At 69.0% G+C, this 23,837-nt stretch carries 23 protein-coding genes; 13 read left to right on the top strand and 10 right to left on the bottom strand.

Features of this window, described 5'->3' with window-relative positions:
- The first annotated feature begins 37 nt into the window (after window positions 1–37).
- Both BM349_RS03545 and BM349_RS03540 read left to right on the top strand, forming a co-directional pair.
- Window positions 38–1,063 (top strand): pyridoxal-phosphate dependent enzyme, encoded by a 1,026-nt coding sequence (locus BM349_RS03545; RefSeq protein WP_091702910.1) that lies wholly within the window; start codon window positions 38–40, stop codon window positions 1,061–1,063.
- Window positions 1,060–2,220, top strand: coding sequence for a cystathionine gamma-synthase (locus BM349_RS03540; protein WP_091702907.1), 1,161 nt, complete (start codon window positions 1,060–1,062; stop codon window positions 2,218–2,220). The genes BM349_RS03545 and BM349_RS03540 overlap by 4 nt, the downstream gene beginning before the upstream one ends.
- A gap of 9 nt (window positions 2,221–2,229) precedes the next feature.
- Here BM349_RS03540 and BM349_RS03535 read toward each other — a convergent pair whose 3' ends face one another.
- From BM349_RS03535 to BM349_RS03520, 4 genes are read right to left on the bottom strand one after another with little or no spacing between them, the layout of a single operon-like run.
- A complete protein-coding gene (locus BM349_RS03535; RefSeq protein WP_091702903.1) occupies window positions 2,230–3,807 on the bottom strand; it encodes a peptide ligase PGM1-related protein in 1,578 nt (525 codons plus the stop codon).
- Complete coding sequence (locus BM349_RS03530) at window positions 3,804–4,955, bottom strand: adenylate/guanylate cyclase domain-containing protein (protein WP_091702899.1); 1,152 nt, start codon at window positions 4,953–4,955, stop codon at window positions 3,804–3,806. Before BM349_RS03530 ends, BM349_RS03535 begins: the two co-directional genes overlap by 4 nt.
- Window positions 4,945–5,334, bottom strand: coding sequence for a response regulator (locus BM349_RS03525; protein ID WP_091702896.1), 390 nt, complete (start codon window positions 5,332–5,334; stop codon window positions 4,945–4,947). The genes BM349_RS03530 and BM349_RS03525 overlap by 11 nt, the downstream gene beginning before the upstream one ends.
- Window positions 5,334–7,610 carry a hybrid sensor histidine kinase/response regulator gene (locus tag BM349_RS03520; protein ID WP_091702894.1) on the bottom strand — a complete coding sequence of 759 codons (2,277 nt, stop codon included), beginning with the start codon at window positions 7,608–7,610 and terminating at the stop codon, window positions 5,334–5,336. The genes BM349_RS03525 and BM349_RS03520 overlap by 1 nt, the downstream gene beginning before the upstream one ends.
- Window positions 7,611–7,757: 147 nt before the next feature.
- Between BM349_RS03520 and BM349_RS03515 the strand changes: the two genes are divergently transcribed.
- Window positions 7,758–8,447: a TetR/AcrR family transcriptional regulator gene (locus BM349_RS03515; RefSeq protein WP_091702891.1), complete on the top strand. Its 690-nt coding sequence runs from the start codon at window positions 7,758–7,760 to the stop codon at window positions 8,445–8,447.
- On the opposite strand, the gene BM349_RS03510 is transcribed toward BM349_RS03515, so the two are convergent.
- Both BM349_RS03510 and BM349_RS03505 read right to left on the bottom strand, forming a co-directional pair.
- On the bottom strand, window positions 8,448–8,822 hold the full coding sequence (locus BM349_RS03510; protein ID WP_091702887.1) for a nuclear transport factor 2 family protein: 375 nt from the start codon (window positions 8,820–8,822) through the stop codon (window positions 8,448–8,450).
- A gap of 158 nt (window positions 8,823–8,980) precedes the next feature.
- Window positions 8,981–10,222 carry an MFS transporter gene (locus BM349_RS03505; RefSeq protein ID WP_091702884.1) on the bottom strand — a complete coding sequence of 414 codons (1,242 nt, stop codon included), beginning with the start codon at window positions 10,220–10,222 and terminating at the stop codon, window positions 8,981–8,983.
- A gap of 58 nt (window positions 10,223–10,280) precedes the next feature.
- Between BM349_RS03505 and BM349_RS03500 the strand changes: the two genes are divergently transcribed.
- Together BM349_RS03500 and BM349_RS03495 are read left to right on the top strand one after the other, a co-directional pair.
- On the top strand, window positions 10,281–10,760 hold the full coding sequence (locus BM349_RS03500; RefSeq protein WP_091702881.1) for a winged helix-turn-helix transcriptional regulator: 480 nt from the start codon (window positions 10,281–10,283) through the stop codon (window positions 10,758–10,760).
- 28 nt (window positions 10,761–10,788) lie between these two features.
- Window positions 10,789–11,568 (top strand): LLM class flavin-dependent oxidoreductase, encoded by a 780-nt coding sequence (locus BM349_RS03495; protein ID WP_091702878.1) that lies wholly within the window; start codon window positions 10,789–10,791, stop codon window positions 11,566–11,568.
- 52 nt (window positions 11,569–11,620) lie between these two features.
- Here BM349_RS03495 and BM349_RS03490 read toward each other — a convergent pair whose 3' ends face one another.
- A complete protein-coding gene (locus BM349_RS03490) occupies window positions 11,621–12,322 on the bottom strand; it encodes a phosphatase PAP2 family protein (RefSeq protein ID WP_254773707.1) in 702 nt (233 codons plus the stop codon).
- A 187-nt stretch (window positions 12,323–12,509) separates the two neighbouring features.
- On the opposite strand from BM349_RS03490, the gene BM349_RS03485 reads away from it, so the two are divergent.
- The 3 genes from BM349_RS03485 (at window position 12,510) to BM349_RS03475 (ending at window position 15,356) form a co-directional block, all read left to right on the top strand.
- Window positions 12,510–14,474 carry an NHL repeat-containing protein gene (locus tag BM349_RS03485; protein WP_139230870.1) on the top strand — a complete coding sequence of 655 codons (1,965 nt, stop codon included), beginning with the start codon at window positions 12,510–12,512 and terminating at the stop codon, window positions 14,472–14,474.
- 88 nt (window positions 14,475–14,562) lie between these two features.
- Window positions 14,563–15,042, top strand: coding sequence for an SRPBCC family protein (locus tag BM349_RS03480; protein WP_091702873.1), 480 nt, complete (start codon window positions 14,563–14,565; stop codon window positions 15,040–15,042).
- Window positions 15,039–15,356, top strand: a complete 318-nt coding sequence (locus tag BM349_RS03475; RefSeq protein ID WP_254773706.1) for an ArsR/SmtB family transcription factor — start codon at window positions 15,039–15,041, stop codon at window positions 15,354–15,356. Before BM349_RS03480 ends, BM349_RS03475 begins: the two co-directional genes overlap by 4 nt.
- On the opposite strand, the gene BM349_RS03470 is transcribed toward BM349_RS03475, so the two are convergent.
- Genes BM349_RS03470 through BM349_RS03460 form a run of 3 tightly spaced genes read right to left on the bottom strand, consistent with a single transcriptional unit; the run spans window position 15,331 to window position 20,273 of the window.
- Window positions 15,331–16,755 carry a glycoside hydrolase family 30 protein gene (locus tag BM349_RS03470; protein ID WP_091702869.1) on the bottom strand — a complete coding sequence of 475 codons (1,425 nt, stop codon included), beginning with the start codon at window positions 16,753–16,755 and terminating at the stop codon, window positions 15,331–15,333. The genes BM349_RS03475 and BM349_RS03470 overlap by 26 nt on opposite strands.
- Window positions 16,756–16,803: 48 nt before the next feature.
- Entirely contained in the window at window positions 16,804–18,825 is a 2,022-nt protein-coding gene (locus BM349_RS03465) for a hypothetical protein (RefSeq protein WP_217645647.1), read from the bottom strand.
- Window positions 18,822–20,273: an MFS transporter gene (locus tag BM349_RS03460; protein WP_175525177.1), complete on the bottom strand. Its 1,452-nt coding sequence runs from the start codon at window positions 20,271–20,273 to the stop codon at window positions 18,822–18,824. Before BM349_RS03460 ends, BM349_RS03465 begins: the two co-directional genes overlap by 4 nt.
- Window positions 20,274–20,408: 135 nt before the next feature.
- Here BM349_RS03460 and BM349_RS03455 point away from each other — a divergent pair, with 135 nt between their 5' ends.
- The 5 genes from BM349_RS03455 (at window position 20,409) to BM349_RS03435 (ending at window position 23,813) form a co-directional block, all read left to right on the top strand.
- Window positions 20,409–21,029: a TetR/AcrR family transcriptional regulator gene (locus tag BM349_RS03455; protein ID WP_091702864.1), complete on the top strand. Its 621-nt coding sequence runs from the start codon at window positions 20,409–20,411 to the stop codon at window positions 21,027–21,029.
- A complete protein-coding gene (locus BM349_RS03450; RefSeq protein ID WP_254773705.1) occupies window positions 21,026–21,460 on the top strand; it encodes a nitroreductase family deazaflavin-dependent oxidoreductase in 435 nt (144 codons plus the stop codon). The genes BM349_RS03455 and BM349_RS03450 overlap by 4 nt, the downstream gene beginning before the upstream one ends.
- 43 nt (window positions 21,461–21,503) lie before the next feature.
- Window positions 21,504–22,235, top strand: coding sequence for a flavodoxin family protein (locus tag BM349_RS03445; RefSeq protein ID WP_091702862.1), 732 nt, complete (start codon window positions 21,504–21,506; stop codon window positions 22,233–22,235).
- A gap of 154 nt (window positions 22,236–22,389) precedes the next feature.
- Entirely contained in the window at window positions 22,390–22,839 is a 450-nt protein-coding gene (locus BM349_RS03440; protein WP_091702860.1) for a transglycosylase SLT domain-containing protein, read from the top strand.
- Complete coding sequence (locus tag BM349_RS03435; RefSeq protein WP_254773704.1) at window positions 22,836–23,813, top strand: cation diffusion facilitator family transporter; 978 nt, start codon at window positions 22,836–22,838, stop codon at window positions 23,811–23,813. The genes BM349_RS03440 and BM349_RS03435 overlap by 4 nt, the downstream gene beginning before the upstream one ends.
- Window positions 23,814–23,837: the final 24 nt, after the last annotated feature.

Genomic DNA, 23,837 nt, shown 5'->3' with positions numbered 1-23,837 from the left:
GCCTCTGACGCGCGGCCTTTCCCTACAGGACACCACCGTGCGATACGCCAACAGCGTTGCCGATCTGGTCGGCAACACCCCCCTCGTTCGACTGAACCACGTCACCACCGGCATCCGCGCCACCGTGCTCGCCAAGGTCGAGTACTTCAATCCCGGCGGCTCGGCGAAGGACCGCATCGCGCGGATCATCGTCGATGCCGCGGAGCGCGACGGGCTGCTCCGCCCCGGCGGCACGATCGTCGAGCCGACCAGCGGCAACACCGGAGTCGGGCTGGCCCTCGTGGCACTCCAGCGCGGCTACCGGATGATCTTCGTCGTGCCCGACAAGTTCGCGGGCGAGAAGGTCGACGTGCTGCGGGCGTACGGCGCCGAAGTCGTCGTGACCGAGACGCACGTCGAACCAGACGACCCGCGCTCCTATTACAGCGTCTCCGACCGGCTGGCACGGGAGATCCCCGGTGCGTTCAAGCCGAACCAGTTCGCGAACCAGAACGGCCCGCGCGGCCACTTCGAGACCACCGGTCCGGAGATCTGGCGCGACACCGACGGCCTCGTCACGCACTTCGTCGCCGGCATCGGCACCGGTGGCACCATCACCGGCACCGGCCGCTACCTGCGGGAGCTCTCGCAGGACACCGTGCGGGTCATCGGAGTCGACCCCGAGGGCTCGATCTACTCGGGCGGCCCGATCCACGGATACGCGGTCGAGGGCGTCGGCGAGGACTTCTGGCCCGAGACGTTCGACCCCACCGTCGTTCACGAATACCAGCGGGTCGGGGATGCGGAGGCGTTCGCGATGACCCGCCGGCTCGCGCGCGAAGAGGGCCTGCTCGTCGGCGGTTCGAGCGGGATGGCGGTCGTGGGCGCGCTGCGCACGGCACGCGACCTTCCCGAGGAGGCCGTTGTGGTCGTGCTGCTTCCCGATCACGGACGCTCGTACGTCAGCAAGATCTTCAACGACGACTGGATGCGGCAGCGCGGGTTCGACGTCGATCCACCGGCACCCGACCCGATGCCCGAAACCGACACGACGAAGAGCACGAGCTCGAGGAGCAGCGCATGACCGCCCACATCCCGGCGCACGGGTTCGACAGCCTCGCGGTGCACGCCGGCCAGGCATTCGACCCGACGACGGGCGCGGTCATCCCGCCCGTGCACTTCTCCACGACATATGCCCAGGACGGCATAGGCGGTCTTCGACAGGGCTACGAGTACGGGCGCAGCGGCAACCCGACGCGCACCGCCCTGGAAACCCAGCTCGCCGCGATCGAGGGCGGAAAGCACGGACTCTCGTTCTCGTCCGGTCTGGCCGCCGAGGACGCGCTGCTGCGCTCGGTCCTCGGACCGGGCGACGAGGTGCTGCTCGGCAACGACGTCTACGGGGGCACCTATCGGCTGATCGCGCGGATCCTCGGCCCGTGGGGAGTCGGACTGCGCATCGTCGACATGAGCGATCTGGATGCGGTCGCCGCCGCCCTCGAAGAGCGCCCGGCGCGGATCCTGTGGGTCGAGACGCCGAGCAATCCCCTGCTGCGGATCACCGACATCGCGGGCCTGGCGCGATTGGGGAAGGATGCCGGCGCCCTGGTCGTGGTCGATAACACGTTCGCCTCCCCGGCGCTGCAGCAGCCCCTGGGCCTGGGCGCCGACGTCGTCGTCCACTCCGCGACCAAGTACCTCGGCGGCCACTCGGACGTCGTCGGCGGCGCACTGGTGATCGACGACGACAAGGTGGCGGAGGGCGCGCGATTCCTGCAGTTCGCGGCCGGCGCCGTCTCCGGACCCCTCGACGCGTGGCTCACCACCCGCGGGATCAAGACCCTCGGCATCCGCATGCAGCGTCACAGTGAGAACGCGACGGCCGTCGCGGACTTCCTGGAGGGCCACGACCGCGTCGCGCGTGTGTACTATCCGGGGCTGAAGTCGCACCCGGGGCACGAGCTCGCCGCCCGCCAGATGTCGGCCTTCGGCGGCATCGTCTCGCTCGCCCTCGCGGACGGCAAGGCGGCGCGGAAGTTCGCGGAGTCGACCAGGCTGTTCCAGCTGGCCGAATCGCTCGGCGGCGTGGAGTCGCTCGTCAACCATCCCGACGAGATGACCCATGCCTCGGTGCGTGGCACCGAGCTCGCCGTCCCGGAAGAGGTCGTGCGTCTCTCGGTCGGCATCGAGAGCGTCGACGACCTGCTGGCCGACCTCGAACGCGCGCTCGACAAGCTGTGAGACGCCCGATCAGTCGGGCAGCGGGTTCTCGCGGCGGGCGGCACGGGCTTCGTCGAGCAGCACGCGCTGTGCGCGCTCGTACAGCTCCATCGCCTGCTCGGGGGTGTCGCCGACCGCCGTCATGCCGACGCGCCCGTGCTCGGTGAGGCAGCTGATCATGTGGAAGACGATGCCCGCCTGCCGCGACTGATCGAAGTGCAGGCCGTGCCTGGCGACGGCGTCGAACAGGTCTCCGACCGACAGCGCTCGCAGCTCGTCGGCCTCGAGGTGATCGGTCGCGACGAGGTGCTTCTCATCGCCCTCGCGGGTCACGAAGCGTCCGGACTCCGCATCATAGGTGCCATCGGTCAGGAACTGCAGCGTGAGGAACGGATGCGTCGTGCCGCCCTTGCGCAGGTTCAGCTCGATCGCGTACGCAGACCAACGGCCCTCGGCATCCCGGACGACCACGAAGTCCACGGCGAACCGGCCGATCACGCCCTCCCGCGCGAGGCGCTGCCCGATCGCCATTCCGGGCTCGCTGATCAGGCGCGAGTACGCCGGGTCCGCGGGGAAGGTGCAGCCGAGGTAGCTCTGCCCGCTCTTGCCGCCGAGCAGCTGGTCGTGCGTCGAGAGCAGCTCCACGCTGCCGTCGGGTCGCACCCGAAGCTGCACACTCGGGCTGAGCAGGTCCTCGCCGACGATGCGCTCCTCGACGATGCCGCCGTCGGAGGCGAGCTTGTCGACGTACCAGTCGAACGGGATGCTGGGCGATTCGAACTGCATCGCCCTGACCCGCTCCAGGATCGCCGCGCGTCGCTCCGCGGCGGGGACCTCCCCGATCCCTGCCAGTTCGACGAGCGCGTTGCCCGTTCCGGACACCCCGTCGTTCAGCTTCACGATCACCTGGCCCATGGTCGGCCTGGTCTCGAGCATCCCGTCGATCGCTTCCGCCACGTCGTCGAGGCTGTGCAGGTCTTCGATGCCGAGCGGGTAGACCACGCCCACCTCGCCGAACAGGCGACGGCACCCGGTCTTGGTGCCGAGCGGCGCGAGCCGCGGATCCGCCCCGTACATCGGGATGCCGAGCGTCACGGCGATGTCGCGCTCCAGGTCGGTCGTGTTGTAGGGGATCAGGTGGCTGCGCGAGCGGTTCGGGATGCGTTCCGCGATGCGCGCGAGCAGCTGGGGGCGCTCGAGCAGTTTGACGCTGAGGGGCCGCACCGAGGCGTCGCCCACCGACATCAGGGTCAGCCGGGCGAGCGCGTGGCTCGGGATGACGCCCGGCAGCAGCGCCAGGTAGTACTCCACGATCCTCGGGTCGATCGGCATCGAGGTGACGTAGATCATCCGCAGCCGGGGCTGGCGCAGCAGCAGGAGCAGGAAGAGGAACCGCTCCTCGTACGCCTGGGTGGTGCTGCCGCTCCCGGTCGTGGCGCTCGGCGTGACGGAGGGGATCACCACGACCGATTCGTCATCGAGTTCGTGCTTCATGGAGTCCCAGACCGACGGCATCCGGTCCTGCAGCAGCTGGAATCTCGCGATCCGCTCGGCGTCGTCGAGGTCCGAGAGGGTGGCGACGGCCTCGGCCGTCTCGATTGTCGTCATGGGATGACCTTCGCCTTCGATTGGTCGATGCCGGTCACATCGAAAGCCCGGATGGGCCTGCTGAACCCGCGCAGATCGAGCTCGCCGACCGGCTCGCCGATCGCGAGGCCTTCGGTGGCCGAGAACACGCGCTGCGCGACGAGCACCTGTCCCGATGCCGCCTCGCCGCACAGCCGTGCCGCCAGATTCGTGACGCTGCCGATCGCCGCGTAGTCGAAGCGCCCCTCGAAACCGATCCGGCCGAGCGTCGCGAAGCCCTGGGCGATGCCGATCCCGAATCCGAGATCATGACCGCGCCGACTCCAGCCGGCCGCGAGCTCGGCGACCCGGTCGCGCATCGCGACCGCCATGGTGACGGCCCGATCGGCGGCGTCGTCGACAGGCAGCGGATCGTTGAAGAACACCATGAGCCCATCGCCGGTGAACCGCTCGAGGGTGCCCTCGTACCGGTAGATCAGCTCGCCGAGCGCGGTGTGGTACTCCGACAGCACGCCCATCACCTCTTCGGGCTCGCTCGATTCAGCGAACGGAGTGAATCCGCGCAGATCGCAGAAGAGCACGACGATCTCGCGCCGGTGGCTGGCGAGGAAGGCCTCGTCGCCGGAGTCGATGATCACGTCGACCAGCTGCGGCGACAGGAACCTGCGGAGCCGATTGACCCGCTGCAACTCATCCACCTGCGCCTGCACCCGCGCCTCGAGCTCGGTGTTCCACTCGGCCAGTTCGGAGGACTGCCGCTCGATCGTGTCCTGGTAGCGCTTCACCCGGGCGAGCGAGGCGACCCGTGCGAGCAGCTCGCCCTGGTTGAGCGGCTTGCTCACGAAGTCATCTGCCCCCGCTTCGATCGCACGGATCTTCTCCTGGTCGCCGCTGGCGGTGATCATCACCACCGGGAGGAACTCCAGGCCCGGTGTGCTGCGGATCCGGCGGCACACCTCGTAGCCGTCCATCCCCGGCATCAGGATGTCGAGCAGCACCAGATCGACGCCGGATGCCGGCAGCATCGCGAGCGCCTCCTCGCCGGAGGTCGCGGTGAGCACCCGGTATCCCCGCGGACTGAGGACCGCGTCGAGCAGGCGGAGGTTCTGCGGCAGGTCGTCGACCGCCAGAATCGTGACCTGCTCATTCGAAGAGGTTTCAGGAGGCATCGACGCGCCCGTCCCTGAGGAACCCGCTCACCTGCAGCGCCAGGTCTCGCACGCTGATCGGCTTGCCGAGGTATCCGTCGAATCCCGCGCTCGACGCGCGCTCGCGGTCCTCCCGCATGGCGAACGCGGTGAGCGCGACGACCGGGACCGCGTCGAGGCCGCGGTTCTCGCGCAGCATCCGCAGCGCTTCGTAGCCGTCGATGCCGGGCAGCTGGATGTCCATCAGCACGAGGTCGGGCTCGCAGGTCTGCGCGAGGCTCACGCCCTCCTCACCCGAGGGAGCGGCGACCACCTCGTAGCCCGAGACGGTGAGCACGTCGCGGACGAGCTTGAGGTTGAGCGGGTTGTCCTCCACGACGAGGATGCGGCCGGCCGACATCACACCACCCCCTGAGGCGCGACGGGGTCGCGATCGGCGTCGGGCGTTGCCGACGGCAGGGCTCCGACGCGGTGCAGGGCGCCCACGAGGGCGTCTCGCGCGACCGGTTTGACGAGATACTCGGCCGCGCCCATCGACATGCCGCGGTGCTTCTCGTCGAGGATCGAGACGACGATCACAGGGACCGCGCGCGTGACGTCATCGGCACGCACGCGGCTGAGGACCTCCCAGCCGTCGAGTCCGGGAAGGCGGATGTCGAGCACGACTGCGGCCGGCGAGAGGGTGCGGATCAGCTCGAGCCCCTCCTTGCCGTCGCGCGCCAGCGCCACCCGGACGCCCAGCCCTTCGAGGTACGCCGTCATGAGGTCGAGCGACGCACGATCGTCTTCCACGACGACCACGACCGGAAGGCCGGCCTCGGCGCCCGGCCGGGTCGCAGCTTGCGCGGCCGCGGCATCCAGCGGCACCGTGAACCCGAACGTGCTGCCCACGCCGAGCTCCGTCTCGAGCCACATCGACCCGCCCAGCAGCGCCACGATGCGCCGGCACAGCGTGAGCCCGAGCCCGGTGCCCTCCTCGCTCTGCGCGCCGCGGCGACCCTGCTGGAACGACTCGAAGATCCGCTCGCGGTCTTCCGGCGGGATGCCGATCCCGTCGTCAGCGACCGTCACCGCGATCTCGCCCCCGCGGCGGTGCGCCGCGACCTGCACATGGCCGCCGTCGGGCGTGAACTTCACGGCGTTGCTCAGCAGATTCAGCAGCACCTGCTTGAACCGCAGCTCGTCCGATTCGATCGTGTCCAGCTCGGGATCGATCTCGAGCGCGACATCGATGCCGTGACCGGCGGCGCGTTCGCGCACCATCGACATCGTGTACTCGATCGCGCCTCGGAGCGAGAACGTCGAGGGCTCGAGCTCCATGCGGCCCGCCTCGACCTTCGACAGATCGAGGATGTCGTTCAGGAGGTTCAGCAGGTGCTTGCCGGAGCTCAGGATGTCGCGGAGGTACTCGTCCTGGCGGTCGTTCAGCTCGCCGAACATCCGCTCCAGGAGCACTTCGGAGAAGCCGATCACGGCGTTGAGCGGAGTGCGCAGTTCGTGCGACATGCTGGCCAGGAACTCGGACTTGTGCTGGCTGACGACCTGGAGCTCCGCGCTCTTGGTCTCGAGCTCCCGGAACAGCTGGGCGTTCCAGACGGCGAGCGCCGACTGCCCGGCGAAGGTCTCGAGGAACTCGACGGTCTCGGCCGAGAACTCTCCCGTCGTCCGGCGCCGCACGACGAGTGCGCCGATGATCCGCTCGCCGTGCAGCACGGGCACCGCGATGATCGACCGCCAGCCGTCGTCGTACAGCAGCTGCAGGTGAGGGTCGAGCTCGACCGTGGCGAGGTCGGCGACCGCGATCGGGTGACCCTCCATCGCCGAGCGGCCCACGAGCGTGCTCTCCAGATCGACCCTGATCGTCCGCAGCTTCGCGAGCAGCTCCGGGCTGCTCGCATAGGCGCTGCGCACCGCGAACCGTCGCTCGTCCTCGACGTACTCCATGATCGAGCCGCCGTCGCAGCCCGAGAATCGCACGGCGTTCATGATGATGTTCGAGAGCACCTCGTCCAGCACGAGGCTCGAGCTCACCAGCCCGCCCACCTCGCTCAGCGCCTCGAGCTGATCGACCTTGCGGCTGAGCTCGCGGCCGCGCGATTCGAGTTCTCGCACCAGGTGCACATTGCGGACCACGACGGCGGCCTGCGCGGCGAATGCGCCCACCAGGGCCTGCTCGCGATCGTCGAACGGATCGACCGCCGTCCGCACGAGTGAGAACGCCCCGACCACCTCGTCGTCCAGGAGCATCGGGGCCGCCAGCGACGTGTGGAACTGCACGATGCGCTGGACGTCCTGGCGCCCGTATTCCGGATCGGTGAGCACATCGGGGATCTGATGGATCTCGCGATCCTGTGTGACCCTGCCGAGGAGCGAGGCCCGGTCGAGCTGGAACGGGTGCTCGGCGACATGGGTCACGTACTCGTCGGAGAAGCCGTCCGATGACGAGAGGGCGAACTGCCCGTCCTCGATGAGGAAGATCGCGGCCCCTTCGCAGCGGCAGAGCCGGCGCACGCTCGCGATGATCGTGTCGAAGACTGCATCCGGATCTGACGAGGAGCGCCCGAGGGCGGTCAGCACCTCGTTCATGGCGGCGAACTGCTCGGTGGCGTCGGTGTAGTCCCGCTGGAGGCTCCAGTAGTCCTCCTCGCTGACCTGCTGACCGCGCCCGTCGTCCATGGTCTCCCTTCCAGAGACCGGCCCCGTCTGCGAAATTCAGCCCTCATTGTCCTCGCGGGTTTTGGGCCGCGCAATAGGCCGGGCGGCGCTCCCGCAACCGATAATGTACGTTGTACGTGAGTTCGCTCCACGCGCGGACGAAGGGAAGTGACCGCGATCATGGCCGCAGACAAGCCCGCCCCGAACCCCCGTCCGCGCCGCGGGCGCAGTTCGGTGAGCGCCGATGAGATCCTCCGCGCCGCCGAGCACGTCGCCCGCGAGGGCTTCGACGCGCTGACGATGCGTGCCGTGGCGACCGAGATGGGCGCATCGCCGATGGCGCTGTACCGCTACTTCGCCACGAAGGACGACCTGGTCGACGCCATGCTCGACCGGGTGCTCGGCCGCATCGACCTCCGGCCGCCGACGGATGACTGGCTCGTCGACCTCTCAGCGTTCGCCACCGCGCATCGCGCCGTGCTCGCCGCTCACCCGTGGGCGATCGTGCCGCTGTTCACCCATTCGAACCCCGGAATCAACGCGACTGTGATCGGCGAGGCAGCGCTGTCGATCCTCGCGCGCGGCGGAATCGACGGCGCTCGGGCGGTCGCCACGTTCTGCGGCATCCTCGCCCTCAACTACGGCTGGTTCGCGTTCAGCGCGGCGCGGGACGCGACGCGGGGAACGGTCGATCCGGAGGCGGCGCTGGCCGGCGCTCTGGCCATGCTGCCCGCCGACCGGTTTCCGCGCACGCTCTCGGTGGCAGGCGAGCTCGCCCACTACGGAAGCGACGAGCAGTACGCGACCGCGCTCGGCCAGGTGATGCGCGGAGTGGATGCCGCCGCCCGCACGAGGTGATCAGTACTTCTCGACCCACTCCGATCGCCACTCCGGCGCCTCGAACGCCTCGCTCCAGTAGGCGGTCTCCTTCGCGATCCTCCCGTCGCGCAGCTCGAAGATGAAGACCGTCTCGTACGTGGGCCCTCCGTAGTCGAGGGTCGCCTCGGCGATCACCAGGTCGCCCGCGCTCAGCATCCGGTGCGGGGTGATCGTCGGCAGCTGGGGGAAGGAGCTGTAGATCGCCCGCCGGTTGGCGGCGCCTCGGACGCGCTCCCTGGACTGCGGCCAGTCCATCGTGGCGTCGTCATGGAACAGCTCGTCCATGACGGCGATGTCGCGGTCGTTGATGCAGGCGATCAGTCGCTCGATGACGGCTTCGTTCGTGGTTGCCATGTCAGCCTCGCTTGAGTGCTCGAATCTCGGCGATCACAGGCTAGACCCGCAGGGCCCCTACGGGTAGGGCACATCCGGTCGGTTCATCCGTCACCTGGGTACGCCCATCTGCGCCGATCCCGTGCACAGGTGACGGATGAACGCGCTGGTGGTGGCGTTCAGACCGCTTCGGCCACCCGGCGGACCAGCGCGACGTCGATGATCGATATGACCAGCACCGCCGCGCAGAGCAGACCGAGCACCGGCGCCATGATGTCGACCGCCGGCCCGAGCCCGACCGCCGTGGCGAGCGCGCCGGCGCCGATCGCGGTCAGCGCCTGGAGCAGGTAGGCGAAAAGGTACAGCACCGAGAGCGTCGCACCGCGGTGCTGGGCCGGCGCCGCGCGGTTGATCAGTCCGAGCCCTCCGGTGAACGCGAACGAATAGGCGACGCCGCCGAGCAGGCACCACACCAGGAACAGGGCGATCGAGCCGGTGGCCGCGACCGCGGCCATGAGACCGAGGCTTCCGATCGACAGGATCGCCCCCGTCCAGACGGCGACGTGCGCGGGCACTCGAGCGAGCAGCAGCGCGGTGGCGCCGATCGCGAGGGAGGACGTCCCGAGGAGCACGCCGACCACGAGCATGTCGGTCGTCGCAGCGAACTGCCGCACCATCTGGGCGCCCAGGGAGAGGAAGATCGCGCCGACGCAGTACGCGATCGACACCGAGAGGGTCGCGATCGCGAAGGTGCGACGGATGCCGCGCGGAACCCGCAGGGGCTGCGGCCGCCACCGGGCGCCCTGCGCGGGTCGGTCGTCGGGCGTCGCCCACAGGGCGGCGAGGGTGCCGGCACCCAGCACGAGCAGCACCAGGTAGCTGATCACCAGCGGGAGAGGGACGAGCTGTGCAAGCGCGCCCGACACGATCAGCGCGAGCGTGAGCCCGGTGGAGGTCGCGACGGTCGCCATCGAGCTGGCGAACCGCGGGTTGGACGAGACGTTGTGCTCGACCAGCGCAGCGCTCGCCGCCCCGAGAGCGATGCCTGTGCCCACGCCCTGCAGCACCCGCCCAGCGAACAGGAAGCCCACCGAGGGTGCGAGCGCGAAGACGATCGCGCTCGACGCGATGAGCGCGACGCCGATCAGCATCGCGCGGCGTCGGCCGACGGCATCCGAAAGCCCGCCGAACAGCACCAGCGCCACGATCAGCGCGAGCGGGTAGGTGCCGAACACGGCGGTCGTCACGGCCGGGGTGAGGGTCCATCGGTCGGCGTAGAGCGGATACAGCACGCTCGGCGCGCCGCTGGACCACAGGCAGAGCGCGAGGACCGCGGCCGCGGACCAGAACGTGCCTCGGGATCCGAGTCCGGGTCGGCGGGCCGGGCGTGGGGAGGCTGTCGACTCGATCACGGATGTCATGGCGTCAGCATACGCATCTCACTTGGTTTTTCAAAGTCAGATCGGATACACTGGTCTCATGAGTCCGCGCCACCGCTCCCCAGAACCTCGATGCCAGGTGGTCCGCACGCTCGACATCATCGGCGAGAAGTGGGCGCTGCTGATCGTGCGCGATGCCCTCCGAGGGAGCAGCCGGTACTCGGAGTTCCGCGAGTCGCTCGGCGTGCCGACCGACATCCTCTCCGCACGGCTCGCATCCCTCGTCGACTCGGGCATCCTCGAGAAGCGCCCGTACCGCGAGGCCGGCAGCCGCGAGCGCGCGAGCTATCACCTCACCGAAGCCGGACAGGGCCTGCGCGTCGTCATCGCGGCGATGCTGCAGTGGAACGACCGGTTCGATCCCGCCGCGAGCGGTCCCGGTTCGGTCGTCGTCGATGCGCGCGACGGGACGCACCTCGATCTCGTGTTCGCGGCGCCGGACGGGCGCGTGGTCGCGGTCGACGACGTCGACATCGCCCCGGGTGGCGGCGGCGCCTGGGCTCCGCGCGCCCGCGCCTGACAGCACGCCAGTGGTGCATGCTCGAGGGATGACAGACGAAGCGGTGGTCTCGGTCGGAGTCGCGGCATCGATCGGGCCGGAGCTCGCCGCGCTCCTCGCCCCGCTCGTCGAGGACGCCGGCTTCCACGCGCTCTGGGTCAATGACACGCCGGGGGCGGACGCCCTCGCCGTGATCGAGGCAGCTGCCGCCACGACCGATCGGCTCGTGCTCGCGACGGGCGTGCTGCCTGTCGATCGGCGCACGGCTCCGGCGATCGCCGCGCAGGTCGCTGCGCGCGGGCTCCCCCAGGATCGCCTCATGCTCGGGATCGGATCGGGTCAGGCCTCCACGGGTGCACTGCAGCTCGTCGCGGACGCCGCCCACCAGCTGCGGGCGACACTGAGCGCCGAAGTCGTCATCGGCGCGCTCGGCCCGAAGATGCGCCACCGTGCGGTCGACGAATCCGACGGCGTGCTGCTGAGCTGGCTGACCCCTGCAGTCGCCCGCGAGCAGGCGGACGACGCGCACGCAACCCGCCCATCGGCACACGTGGCACTGTACGTGCGCACCGCGGTCGATCCGGCGGCCCACGAGCATCTCGAGACGGAGACCGCGCGGTACGCGAGCTACCCGTCCTACGCCGCGAACTTCGCGCGGCTCGGCATCGACCCGCGCGAGACCGTGCTGGATGCCGCGCGCCACGACCTGGCCGCCCGCCTGGACGACTACCGTCGTGGGCCGGACGAGATCGTGCTCCGCGCGATCACCTCCGCAGACACCCTGGACGAGTACGGGCGGTTCATCGGCGCTGCGGCGGGTCTGCTCTGAGGGATCCCCCGCTCCACGGGTCACCCGACGGTCGTCGCTTCGCGTTCGTGGACTATCCGGTCGGAGACGACTCGACGCTCTGAGCGCGGCGCGCGGCTCGGCGGTCGCGAACCGCCTCGACCGCGCACCAGACGAGCGTGGCGACCGCGATCCCCTCCAGCAGCCCGGCGATGACGTCACTCAGCCAGTGCGCGTGCAGGTACGTGCGTCCCCACATCATCCACACGACCCACACGGCGCCGAATGTCCAGATGTACCACCGCCGGAACATCAGGCCGAGCGTGATCACGAACGTGGTCGCAACGGCTGTATGCCCGGACGGGAACGAGGTCGCCACGGTTTCGGCCAGCGAGTCATCCGGGCGGACACGCGCGACGATCGCCGCCATCGGGGCGCCGATCGCCACGACCAGGGCGATCGCGATCGCGAGGTTGGCTGCCGCCCAGCGCCGTTTGCGCCAGAACAGGATCGCCACCGTCAGGATCACGATCACGAACATCCAGACCGTTCCGCCGACGACCGCGGGGATCCACGCGAGGAAGATGCCCACGTCAGTCTCCGTGGCGACCATGAGATCGTGCCACCAGACATCCGCGGGAAGAGGCTCATGCCCGCCGAGCGCGACCACCACACGCAGGATCACGAATGCCACGGTCGCCGAGACGCCGACGATGAGGGCGATCATGCGCCGCGCATCGGGGTCGGGCAGATCGGCCGACAGCGAAGGATCGGCGGGAACCGGCACAGAACTCACCGCGCACCTCCTCGTTCGTGGTGGAGCCGCGCCTCGGGATCACGCCTGCTCGTCAGCGCAACACTACGACACGCCAGCGCTCGCGCAAGGATGAGCAGCGCCCCTTCCGCGGGCGGCCACGGCGGTGTACGGTGCGGGTGTCCGCGCCGTGCCGGCGGCCGACGGACGGCTGGGGAAGGGATCGTCCGTGCGCGCCAGCAGGCTCCTCGTCATCACCGCCGCAGCATCAGTGCTCGTCGGTTCGCTCATGGCCCCGAACGCGGCGGTCTCGCAGGAGCGCGAAGCCGCGCCACCTTCGTCGCAGCAGCTCACCGGGGCAGTGCGGGCGGGCGGCAGCCCCGTTCGGGCCGCCACGGTGCAGCTCATGCTCGCGGGCGACGCACCGGGGACGGCAACGATGCTCCAGTCCGCTGCCACGGATGCGGCAGGCTCCTTCCGGATGACCGTTCCCGCGGGGGTCCCGGCGGATGCCGTGCTCTACGCGACGGTCACCGGAGGAATCGCCGGCAAGCGTCAGCTCGGCCCGGATGTGGAGCTTGCGGCATCCTTCGGCGACATCCGCTCGGGACGCGTCGCGATCAACGAGCTGACCACAGTCGCTGCGGGCTACTCGCTGGCCCAGTTCGCGGTGTCCGGGTCGCTCGGCGGCACCTCACCCGGCCTGCAGAACGCGGCGCTGATGCCGCGGAACATGGTCGACCCTCGCACCGGCCAGCTCACGAAGTTCTTCCAGGGCGCTCCGAACGGCTCGTCGACGGAGGCGCTCGCGACCTTCAACTCGCTCGCCAGCATCGTCGCCGGCTGCGCGGAGAAGACCAACGACTGCGCGGCCTTCCTGGATGCCGCGACCGACGCGTGGGGCGTGCGACCCGCCACGACCTGGCAGGCGATGACGCTGCTTCCGACGAACCCCTCGGGCCACCCGCTCGAGGTCATGGCCCAGGTGCCGCGCAAGCCCGCGTACAGCCCGGTGCGAAGCGAGCCGCCCGCGGGCTGGTACCTCGCCCTGAAGTTCTGGGGGAACGGCCGGCAGTACAACGGACCGGGAAACCTCGCGTTCGACAGTCATGGCAGAGTCTGGGCGAACGCGAACGCGAACTGGTCCAACAACCCGAAGAAGGTGTGCCCCGGACAGGACGTGTTCCTGCTCGACCCCTACGCGCCGGGTCAGCCGGTGACCGGCTACTCGGGAGGCGGGCTGGACGGCTCCGGCTTCGGCATCTCACTCGACGCGCAGGAGCGCGTCTGGGTCTCGAACTTCGGATTCACCGGGGAGTTCTGCCCGATCGAGCCGACCTCGAACAGCGTGTCGCTGTTCGCCCCGGACGGCACCGCCCTGTCCCCCGACGACGGCTTCCTCGACGGGCCGATCAGCTGGCCCCAGGGCATCAAGTCCGATGCGAACGGGAACATCTGGATCGCGAACTGCGGCGACGACAACGTCGTCATCTACCCCGGCGGCGACCCTTCTGGATTCGCGATCGCCGACGCCACGATCCCGAGCGCCTTCGACGTCGCGCAGAACACCGAGGGCAACGTGTTCGTCACGGCGAACGCATCCTCCCAGGTGTACGGCTTCGATTCGACTGGCCAGCCGCTGCCGAACTCGCCGTTCGGCGACGCATCACTGCTCCCCATGCCGCTCGGGGTCGCGAGCGACAGCTTCGGCAACGTCTGGGTCTCCAACTCGGGGGTCGTCGAGATCCCCTGCGAGCCCGGCGGTGAACTCGAAGTCCCGACTGACATCCGGCTGCACGGCAGCATGGCCCGAGTCGCGGCGGACGGCACGATCACGAGGTTCGGAGGTGCCGGAATGACCGTGCCGTGGGGCATCGCGGTCGACGGGGACGACAACATCTGGGTCGCCAACTTCTTCGGCGAACGCCTGTCGCACCTGTGCGGCGCGCGCGTCGAGACCTGCCCGTCCGGCCAGATCGGCGCGGAGATCTCACCGACGCAGTCCGGCTATGCGTTCAACGGCCTGCAGCGCAACACGGGGGTTCAGATCGACGCGTCCGGCAACGTGTGGCTCGCCAACAACTGGAAGACCGTTCCCGAGGCGCGCAATCAGTACGGCGACGGACTCGTCGTGTTCCTCGGCGCCGCAGCGCCGATCGGGATGCCGCTCGTCAGTACACCTGTACAACCCTGACGTCATCGACATTGTGCAACTTTTCAGTTGCACAACCTGAGTCTTTGTGCAACCATGTAGTTGCAGATCAGACGAAGGGATTAATGACATGAGCATGATCAGCAACGACGCATCCGTCGTCGACGCGAGCACCTTCACGGTGCGCCGCACCATCAGCATCGCGGCTCCGGTGGAGAAGGTGTGGTCGGCAGTCACACAACCCGAGCACATCTCGCGGTGGTTCGGGCAGGCCGCCTTCGACGGAGCCGGGGTAGGCGCGCGCGGCACGCTGACCTTCCCCGACTACGGGGCGGTGCCGCTGCGCATCGAGGCGATCGACGCACCGCGAATGGTCTCGTATCGGTGGGGGAACGACGACGCGAGCGGGCATCTGCCCGCCGAGGTTGATGACGAGCACTCCACGGTCTTCACCTTCACCCTAGAACCGGTGGGAGACGGCACGCTGCTGACCGTCGTGGAGACCGGATTCGAGACGACCTCCGACCCGGCCGCGAATCTCGAGAGCCACCGCACGGGATGGAACGACGAGCTCGACAAGCTCGTCGTCCTGCTCGAGAGCGGCTCGTGAGCGCAGCGACGCTGGTTCCGGTGTTCGCCGCGTTGGGCGACGAGACCCGGTGGAGCATCCTGTCGGCACTCGGCGAGGGCGATGCCTCGGCATCCGCCCTCGCCGGGCGCCTGCCGGTCAGTCGTCAGGCGATCGCGAAGCACCTCGCCGTGCTGGAGGAGGTCGGCGTCGTCGAATCGGTCAAGGTCGGCCGAGAGGTGCAGTACCGGGTCATCGGGTCTCAGCTGAGCAGTACAGCGCGGCGGCTCGACGAGATCGGCGCCGAGTGGGATCGCCGTCTCGCACTGATCAAGCAGATCGCCGAGGGTCTCTAGCAGCCGGAATCACGAAGGTGCTGAACGAGTCCGCGGGCAGCGTCGGGGTGATCACGCGGTCGCCGAGCATGATCCGCACCGGCATGTCCTCACTCATGTCGTTCTGGATCACGAGCACGATCGTGCCGTCTTCGTTCAGGAATGCGAGCTGGTTGGCGTAGCCCGAGTACGTCAGGCACTCCAGCGCGCGTGCACCCGGGCGCACGAAGGCGCTCACGTGCTTGAGCACCTGATACTCGTACGACCAGCGGTAGGTCGCGGCTTCCGGATCCACGACGACCAGCGAATTCTGCGTCCAGCCCCAGCGGCTTCGACCGCCCTCCAGCAGCGAGATGTTCCAGTACATGTACGCGTTCGCGCCGTTCGTCAGGAACTGCTTCATGAGCGACCAGGCGTGGCGCGCGTGGCGCCAGTCGTTGAGCCCGTCGCCGCACTCCTGCTCGGTCTGGTAGATCCGCAGCTCCGGGTGCAGCCGGTGCAGGGCGGCGACTGCACGCTTGCCCTCCCACTGCACGCCGAGGCCCGACACGTACTCCGCGACGGAGGCGTCCTCCAGCACGTCGCCGAGCAGGCGGTCATCCGCACGCTCGAGCGTGCCGAGGAACACGTCGACGCCGCGTGAGCGCATCTCCGGCCCGAGGTGGCGCAGGAACTGCGCGAATCCGTCGGGGGTCCACGTGCAGCTCGGGAACACCTGCGGCGAGTTGAACTCGTTCTGCGGCATGACCATGTCGATCGGGATGCCGAGCTCGCGGTACGCGTCGACGAAGCGGCCGAAGTACCGTGCGTAGGCCTCGAGGTGCGGCTCGTCGAGGAGGAACATGTCGGTGCCCTCCTCGCCGACCTGGTCGGGGCGCAGTCCGTTCTCGACGCTGTTCATGAAGGGGTTCGGCAGCGCGCCGGCGTAGTGGCCGTTGCGCTTCATCCAGCTCGGCGGGCTCCACGGCGAGGCCCACAGCCGCAGGTCCGGCTGCTCGGTCTGAGCGGCCCGGATGAACGGCACGAGCGTCTCCAGATCGTTCTCGATGCTGAAGTGCTCGAGGGCGAAGTCATCCGGGACCTCGTCGTACGAGTACCAGTCGCGGGAGAAGTCGTTGGCGCCGACCGGCATGCGGCACAGTGAGAGCCCGGCACCGACCCCCGGCGCGAACAGCGCACGGAAGATCTCCGCGCGCTGCGCCTCGCCCAGCACTCCGAGCGAGGTCCAGCCGAGCTCGTTGAAGCTGGCGCCGAACCCCTCGATCTGCTGCTGGGGCGTGTCGACCTGCACGAAGACGTTCGGCATGTCGGTCAGCGGGGTGAGCTCGGGCCCGGCGGTCTCCTGCCACGCGGCATCCTGCGTCGTGACGATCCAGCGGATCGGGGCGGCGGTGGGGTCTGCGTGAGCGTCGGCGGTCATCCCCTCACCGTATCCTCAAATTCGAGCGGTTACTAGGTTTTCGTCGCGTCAGCCCTCCACGACGACGCGAGCACGGGCCAGATTCTTCACGCGAGCGTGCGGATCGGATGCCGACCCCTGCGCCTGCGAGGCGACGCGGACGGAGACGAAGTGCGCCCCCGGCTCGGCGAAGACGATCGTCCGCTCGGCCACGACCCGGCGTGCGGGGGTGAACTCGAACGAACCGCCCAGCGTCTCCGAGCCGTCTGCGGCGGTCACGACATCGAGCACCTCGACGACGATCCCTTCGCCCGGCACCTCGACCTCGGCACGGACGGTGACCGGCTCGCCGACGCGCGCATGGGTGCTCATCGCACCGTCGACCGTCACCGTGGCCACGGGCTGCACACCGCCGCGCTCGCGAGCGGTCTCCGGAATGACGACCTGACCGTCCACGATCTCGTACGACGTGGTCGGCGACGGCTCGACGCCGTCCTCGACCCACGCCGCCAGCTGACGGAGCGCGACCTCCAGTGCTCCGACGTACGCGACCGAACGGGCGGGGAACTCCTGCGGGTCATCGTCGCCGTGCAGGGCGTTGTCGATGTACCAGAGCCGGAAGTCGTCATCGGCAGTCTCGCCGAGATGCTCCTCGACCCGAGCGCGGTACCAATCCGCCTGCCACGGGAACGCCTCCCGGTCGAGCAGGCACGCGACGACGATCATCTTGCCCGAGATGCGCCCGGTGGGCACCGACCCGGCCGCGTGCTGGGTGAACATCGGGCCGAGCAGCATCCCCCGCTGCGGGAGCAGCGGAGCGCCGTCGCCGTCGCGGAACTGATCCCACACCGCATACTCGGGTCCGGGGACCTGGTGCCGGTGGTAGGTCTGGGCCGCGAGGAAGGACGAGTTGTCCAGGACGACGTCGTCTCCGACCGCGAGCCCGGCAAGCGTCTCCTCCTGCCCGGGTTCGATGGCCACGACGTCGCCGTCGACACCGGACAGCCGGATCACGGCCCCCGACGCGGCGCCGGAGAGGACCGTCAGCTGGGCGCCCAGCATCCATCCGTCGGGCATGTCGGACAGCCGGATCGCGGACGCCTCGGTGCCGCCGTCGGCGCTGTGCAGGAACGACTCGTCGACCCCGCCGGCCACCAGATCCTCGCCGCGCGTGCTGGTTTCGGAAAGCAGCTCGGCGACCTTCGTCGGCAGCTGTACGCGATCGCGGTGGACGGATGCCGTGGGGTCGGCGCCGAGATAGCCCTCGAGGCGCCAGAAATCCTCGGCGTAGCCTGGATCGGCGGCGATGATCCCCGGGTACAGCACGCTGAAGGCGTGCATTCCCATGGTCCTGTGGCCGAACCAGGATCGCGGCGGGAAGCCCATGCGCGTCACCTCGGCGAGCGCGTCCGCCTGCTCGGGAGTGAGGTCGAGCGCGTCGGGATCGCCGCCCACGTCGTAGGCGTCGACGATCGCGGGGAAGACATCCCGCAGGATGCGCTGCGCGTGCATCCGCACCGCGAAGACGTTCGGGATCGCCATCGGGCTGCCCGGGACGTACGGCACGAACCCGTCCCACACGCCCTCGGTGTTCTCGGCAGACCCGATCGTGCGGTACGCGCCGCCGCTGCCGCCGTAGAGATAGCCGTAGACACGGTGTTCGCCGAAGATCTCCTGGGCGACCTGCCGGGCGAATCGAGCCGCGGCGGCGTTGGCACGGTACGCGCCGATGGTCTGGTCCATGCCGGAGAACGGGTTCGCGGCATCCGGCCCGCCGCCGTTCGTCTCGACGAAGCACGCGCCGCTGTCGACCGAGAACGCGATCGGGTTGTATTCCCCGAAGTTCTCCTGAGCAAGGTTCTCGCTCTGCGGTACGGGCGTCGCGTGCTGGAAGAATCGGCCCTCGTAGCGCTCGGCCGGCGGGAAGTAGAACGAGAACCTGGTGTCGGTGCCCGCGAACCCGCCGTGGACATACCGGTGCGGCACGGGGGCGTCGCGGAGCTCATCGAGGTCAACGAACGGCTCACCGAACATCGGATCGGCGGAGTCCGTCGACGGAGCGATCTGCGCGAGCGCCTCGCGGCCGATCACTTGACGCCCTTCAGCGGGATGACGGCGACCGCGGCGAGCAGCACGAGCACGAACGCGGCGATCCACACCCCGAGGTACGCGCCGGTGATCGCGACGACGGCGCCGGCCAGGGCGGGGCCGAGGGCCTGACCGAGGTTCGAGCCGAGGGCCGCCACTCCGAGGTCGCGGCCGGCCGACTTCTGATCGGGCAGCACGTCGATGAACAGCGCCTGGTCGACCGGCAGATAGGTGCCGAAGGCGATGCCGCCGATGATCGCCTGGAGGAACAGCGCGGGCAGGGTGGGCGAGATGATCGGGATGAGCATCGACAGCGCCATGAGCGCGGACGAGAAGATCACGAACGAGCGGCGCTTCTGCAGCTTGTCGGAGAGCTTGCCGGCGACGAGCACCGCGATGATCATGAACGGCACGCCGGCGAGGGCCAGCAGTCCGGCCATCTGGGAGGCTTCGGCGACGCTCAGCGCGGGGCGGATGTAGCTCTGCATCATGTACAGGGCGAGCGCGGTCGAGACGGCATAGCCGAAGGTCAGCAGGATGCGGGCGACCCAGACCCACCGGAAGTTGCGCGAGCGCAGGGCCACGGTGAAGCCGAGCAGGAACTCCTTCCAGTGCAGCTTCTCGACCGCGAGGTCCTTCGAGGAGGCGTCCCTGGCGAAGATCACGAACATCAGACCGGCGAATGCGACGAACGCCGCCAGGACGAAGTACATGTCCAGGCCGACGGTGGCGAAGAGCAGGCCCGCACCGACTCCGCCCAGCACACCGCCGAAGAAGTTGCCGAACCCGCCGAGCGCCGAAGCCGTGCCGCGCCGGTTCTCCGGCATCCGATCGGCCACCGTGGCGACGAGCGGACCGGATGCCGTGTTGAGGATCGCCTGCGCGGTCATCCACAGGAGGCCGAGGATCGCGATGGTCGGGGCGAAGCGCACGCCCACCAGCAGGACCGCGCCGGCGAGGGTGCCGAACAGGATCCAGGGGGCGCGGCGGCCGAGCCGGCTGCGCGTGCGGTCGGACGCGAGGCCGACCAGAGGCTGGATCAGCATCGTGAGCACGACGCCGATCGACGCGATGATCGAGAGCGACTGCGCACGAGAGGCGTCGAAGCTCGCGAGCAGTTCGAGTTGACGCGTCTGATCGGCCGTCGCGGTCGCCGTGCCGGCGTCGATCTGCTGCTGCAGGAGCGTCAGCTGCTGCAGGTCGACGGTCGCGTCGGCTCCGGTGAACCACTGCCCGAACTCGAGCATCTGCACCTGATTCGCGAGCAGGATGCTGGTCGCACCCCAGACCGCCGTGATGGCGAGGGTGACGATCGTGTACCAGGTGAGGTACCGGCGCGAGAGCGGTCCCTTGATCAGGATCGGCGAGGTGCCGGGATCGGTCGGCTCGAGGACCACGCCGCGCCGCGGCGTCTCCTCGGATTTCGGCTCGGTTGCCACGGTCTCGCTCATCTGCGCTGTCCCATCGTCGGTGATGCTCCGACACCTGTAGAACGGCGATGTCCGGCGCTTTCGCGTGTCGGGTGAAAACAGCATGTCATGCGGGATTGGCTTCGCGCAAGAGGAAAACCGCATATCATGCGTTTTATGGCGCAACGAGGTCCGTACGCGAAGGGCAGGGCCAAGCGCGCCGAGATCCTCGATGTCGCTCTCGAGGTGATCGCCCGCGACGGTTACGGCAGTGCGACGGTCAAGCACCTGGCCGACGCGGTGGGGCTCAGCCAGAACGGACTGCTGCACTACTTCGGTTCGAAGGACGCGCTCTTCGCCGAGATCCTGCGCCGCCGCGACGAGGTGATCGCCGTTCAGGTCGACGCCGAGCACGCCGACTTCGCGGCAGACCTCGCCGACCGCGTCCTCCGCGCCGTCCATGACGAGATCACCGCGCCCGGGATGACGCAGCTCTCACTGCGCGTGACCGGCGAGGCGACCGAGCCCGACCACATCGCCCATGAGTTCCTCCGGGCCCGCTACACCGCGATCCGCCAGGTCATGCAGGATGCCATCGAGACGCTGCAGCGCGACGGCCGGCTCTCGGGCGACATAGACCCGATCGCCGTGTCCGCGTTGGTCTTCGCCGCGATCGACGGTCTGCAGACGCAATGGATGTACGACAACACGATCGATGTGACCTCGCACATGGCGTATCTGCTGCGCGCGCTCGGTGTCACCCCGACGCCGCCGCCGTCAGCAGGCGACGACTCGTGAACGACTTCGGCCACCGCATGATCAACCGGCTGCACCGCGGGCTGCTGACGATCTCCGGCGGACGGATCGGCGCGACGCTCGGGTCCATGCCGGTCGTCGAACTGCACACGCTCGGCCGTTCCTCGGGCGAGCGGCGAAGCGCGATGCTCACCGCGCCCGTGCACGAGGACGGCCGCTACGTCCTGGTCGCGTCCAAGGGCGGCGACCCGCGGCATCCGTCGTGGTATCTCAACCTCGTCGCGAATCCGGATGTCGAGGTGACCGTCGGCGGACGCACCATTCCGATGCGGGCGCACACAGCGACGGCCGCCGAGCGTGCCGAGCTCTGGCCGCGTATCGTCCACTCGTATCGCGGGTACGCCGGCTACCAGCGCAGGACCACTCGGGAGATCCCCGTGGTGATCTGCGAGCCTCGCGCGACCGATTCGTAGCGGACGAGCCCTCGGCCATCCGCCCGGGCGTACGATCGCCCCCATGACCGAGCAGCGACGCCCGCCCGCAACTTATGACGACCTGCGCGCCGTCTTCATCAACTGCACGCTCAAGCGCAGTCCCGAGGTCAGCAATACGCAGGGTCTGATGGACCGGAGCATCGCCCTCATGCGGGATCAGGGAGTGACGGTCGACAGCATCCGCTTCATCGATCACGACGTCGCGACGGGCGTGTATCCCGACATGCGGGAGCACGGATGGGCGAACGATGCCTGGCCGGACGAGATCTGGCCCAAGATCGACGCCGCCGACATCCTGGTGATCGGTGGCCCCCTGTGGCTCGGCGACAACGCATCGGTCACCCGTCATCTGATCGAGCGGCTCTACGCGATGAGCGGGCTGTTCAACGAGAAGGGGCAGTACGTCTTCTACGGCAAAGCCGGCGGCGCGGTGATCACCGGCAATGAGGACGGTGTGAAGCATGCCGCGATGGCGATCCTCTACAGCCTCCAGCACATCGGCTTCACGATCCCGCCGGCGGCGGACGCCGGATGGATCGGCGAGGTCGGTCCCGGGCCGAGCTACCTCGATCCGGGTTCGGGTGGACCGGAGAACGACTTCACCAATCGCAACACGACGTTCATGACGTGGAACCTCCTGCACGTGGCCCGGATGCTGAAGGATGCGGGTGGGATCCCCGCGTACGGCAATCAGCGCGAGGCGTGGAACGAAGGCGAGCGCTTCGGGTTCGACGCCAACCCCGAGTACCGCTGAGTCGCACCCGGGTACGCGTAGCGCCGCGCGCCCGACTGGTCAAGCCCGGTCCGGTCCGCTCCCGGCGCGCCTAGGTTTGTCGCCGACCGAGCAACGGAGGCGCCACCATGACCGAGGGGATCCCGGCGCCATGATGGCCCGCGGCAGGCGGTCGATGATGGCCGCTATCGCCCTGGCGGGCGTCGTCGCACTTGCGGGGTGCGCGTCGATCCCCCGGGATCCTGACGGCACGCTCGAGCGGATCACCGGCGGCGAGCTGCGCGTCGGAGCATCGCCCGCAGCAGGTCTGGTCGAGGTGGACGGCGCCGATGTGTCGGGGCCTCTCGCCGACGTGGTGGAGCGCTTCGCCGAGGAGCACGACGCCCGCGCCGTGTGGACGGTGGGCAGCGAAGAGGACCTCGTCTACGACATCGAGCAGGGCACGCTCGACATGGCGATCGGCGGGATGACCGCAGCGACGCCGTGGACCGTATCGGTCGGCGTGACCCGCGGATATCCGCAGCTCGGCTCCGGAGCCGCGCCGATCGTGATGTTCGTGCCGCTCGGCGAGAACGGATTCCTCAGCGCGCTGGAGACCTTTCTCGACGGCGAGGTCTCGCAGTGAAGACCTTGGGGCGCACCGACCTTCCCGCCGAGCAGCAGGAGGCTCTGAAGAAGGCGATCCGCTGGGAGTGGTTCACGATCGGCTACACGATCGTGACGATCACGCTCATCGCCTTCGTGGTCAGCGGATCGCAGGCCATGAGGACCGCTTGGATCGAGGACATGCTCTCGCTCGTGCCGCAGATCTCGTTCCTGATCGCCCTGCTGCTGATCCGCCGGCCACCGACGCTCAAGCATCCCTACGGCCTGCATCGCGCGATGGGGATCGGGCACCTCGTCGCCGGGGTCGCGCTGCTCGTGATCGGGGGCGACCTCGCCCTCGAGTCGATCCTGAGCCTCGTCCAGCAGGAGCATCCGACGATCGGCACCGTCACCCTCTTCGGCCACACCATCTGGTTGGGCTGGCTGATGGTGGGGGTGATGAGCGTGATCATCATCGGTCCCTTCTTCTACGGCCATGCCAAGGCCAAGCTCGCCCCGAAGCTGCACAACAAAGTGCTCTACGCGGATGCCGACATGGCCAAGGCGGACTGGACGACGAACGTCGCATCGATCGTCGGGGTCCTCGGCGTCGGCCTGGGGATCTGGTGGCTGGACGGCGCGGCCGCGCTGTTCATCTCGCTGGGGATCACGTGGGACGGCTTCAAGAACTGCAAGAGCGCGATCCTCGACCTCATGGACCAGCGCGCCCTCACACATGACGACAAGGCTCCGCATCCGCTGCTCGGCGCCATCGTGCATGAACTGGAGGCGCTGCCCTGGGTGAGGTCGGCAGCGGTGCGCCTGCGCGACATGGGACAGGTCTTCCACGTCGAGGCGTTCGTCGTTCCGCGCCGGCACAAGGTCAGCACCGAGCAGATCGAAGCCGCTCGCGAGGCGATCGTGACGATGGACTGGAAGGTGCAGGATGCCGTCGTCGTGGTCGTGCCGACACTGCCCGAAGAGGCGGTGCACGACATCGCGAAGACCGCCTGAGGTCGCCGACGCGAGGGATGCAGT

The organism is Microbacterium sp. cf046, from assembly GCF_900114345.1.
GTDB lineage: Bacteria > Actinomycetota > Actinomycetes > Actinomycetales > Microbacteriaceae > Microbacterium.
Note: the sequence above shows the minus strand (reverse complement) of the source record. Positions and strands in the feature narration are given on the sequence as shown.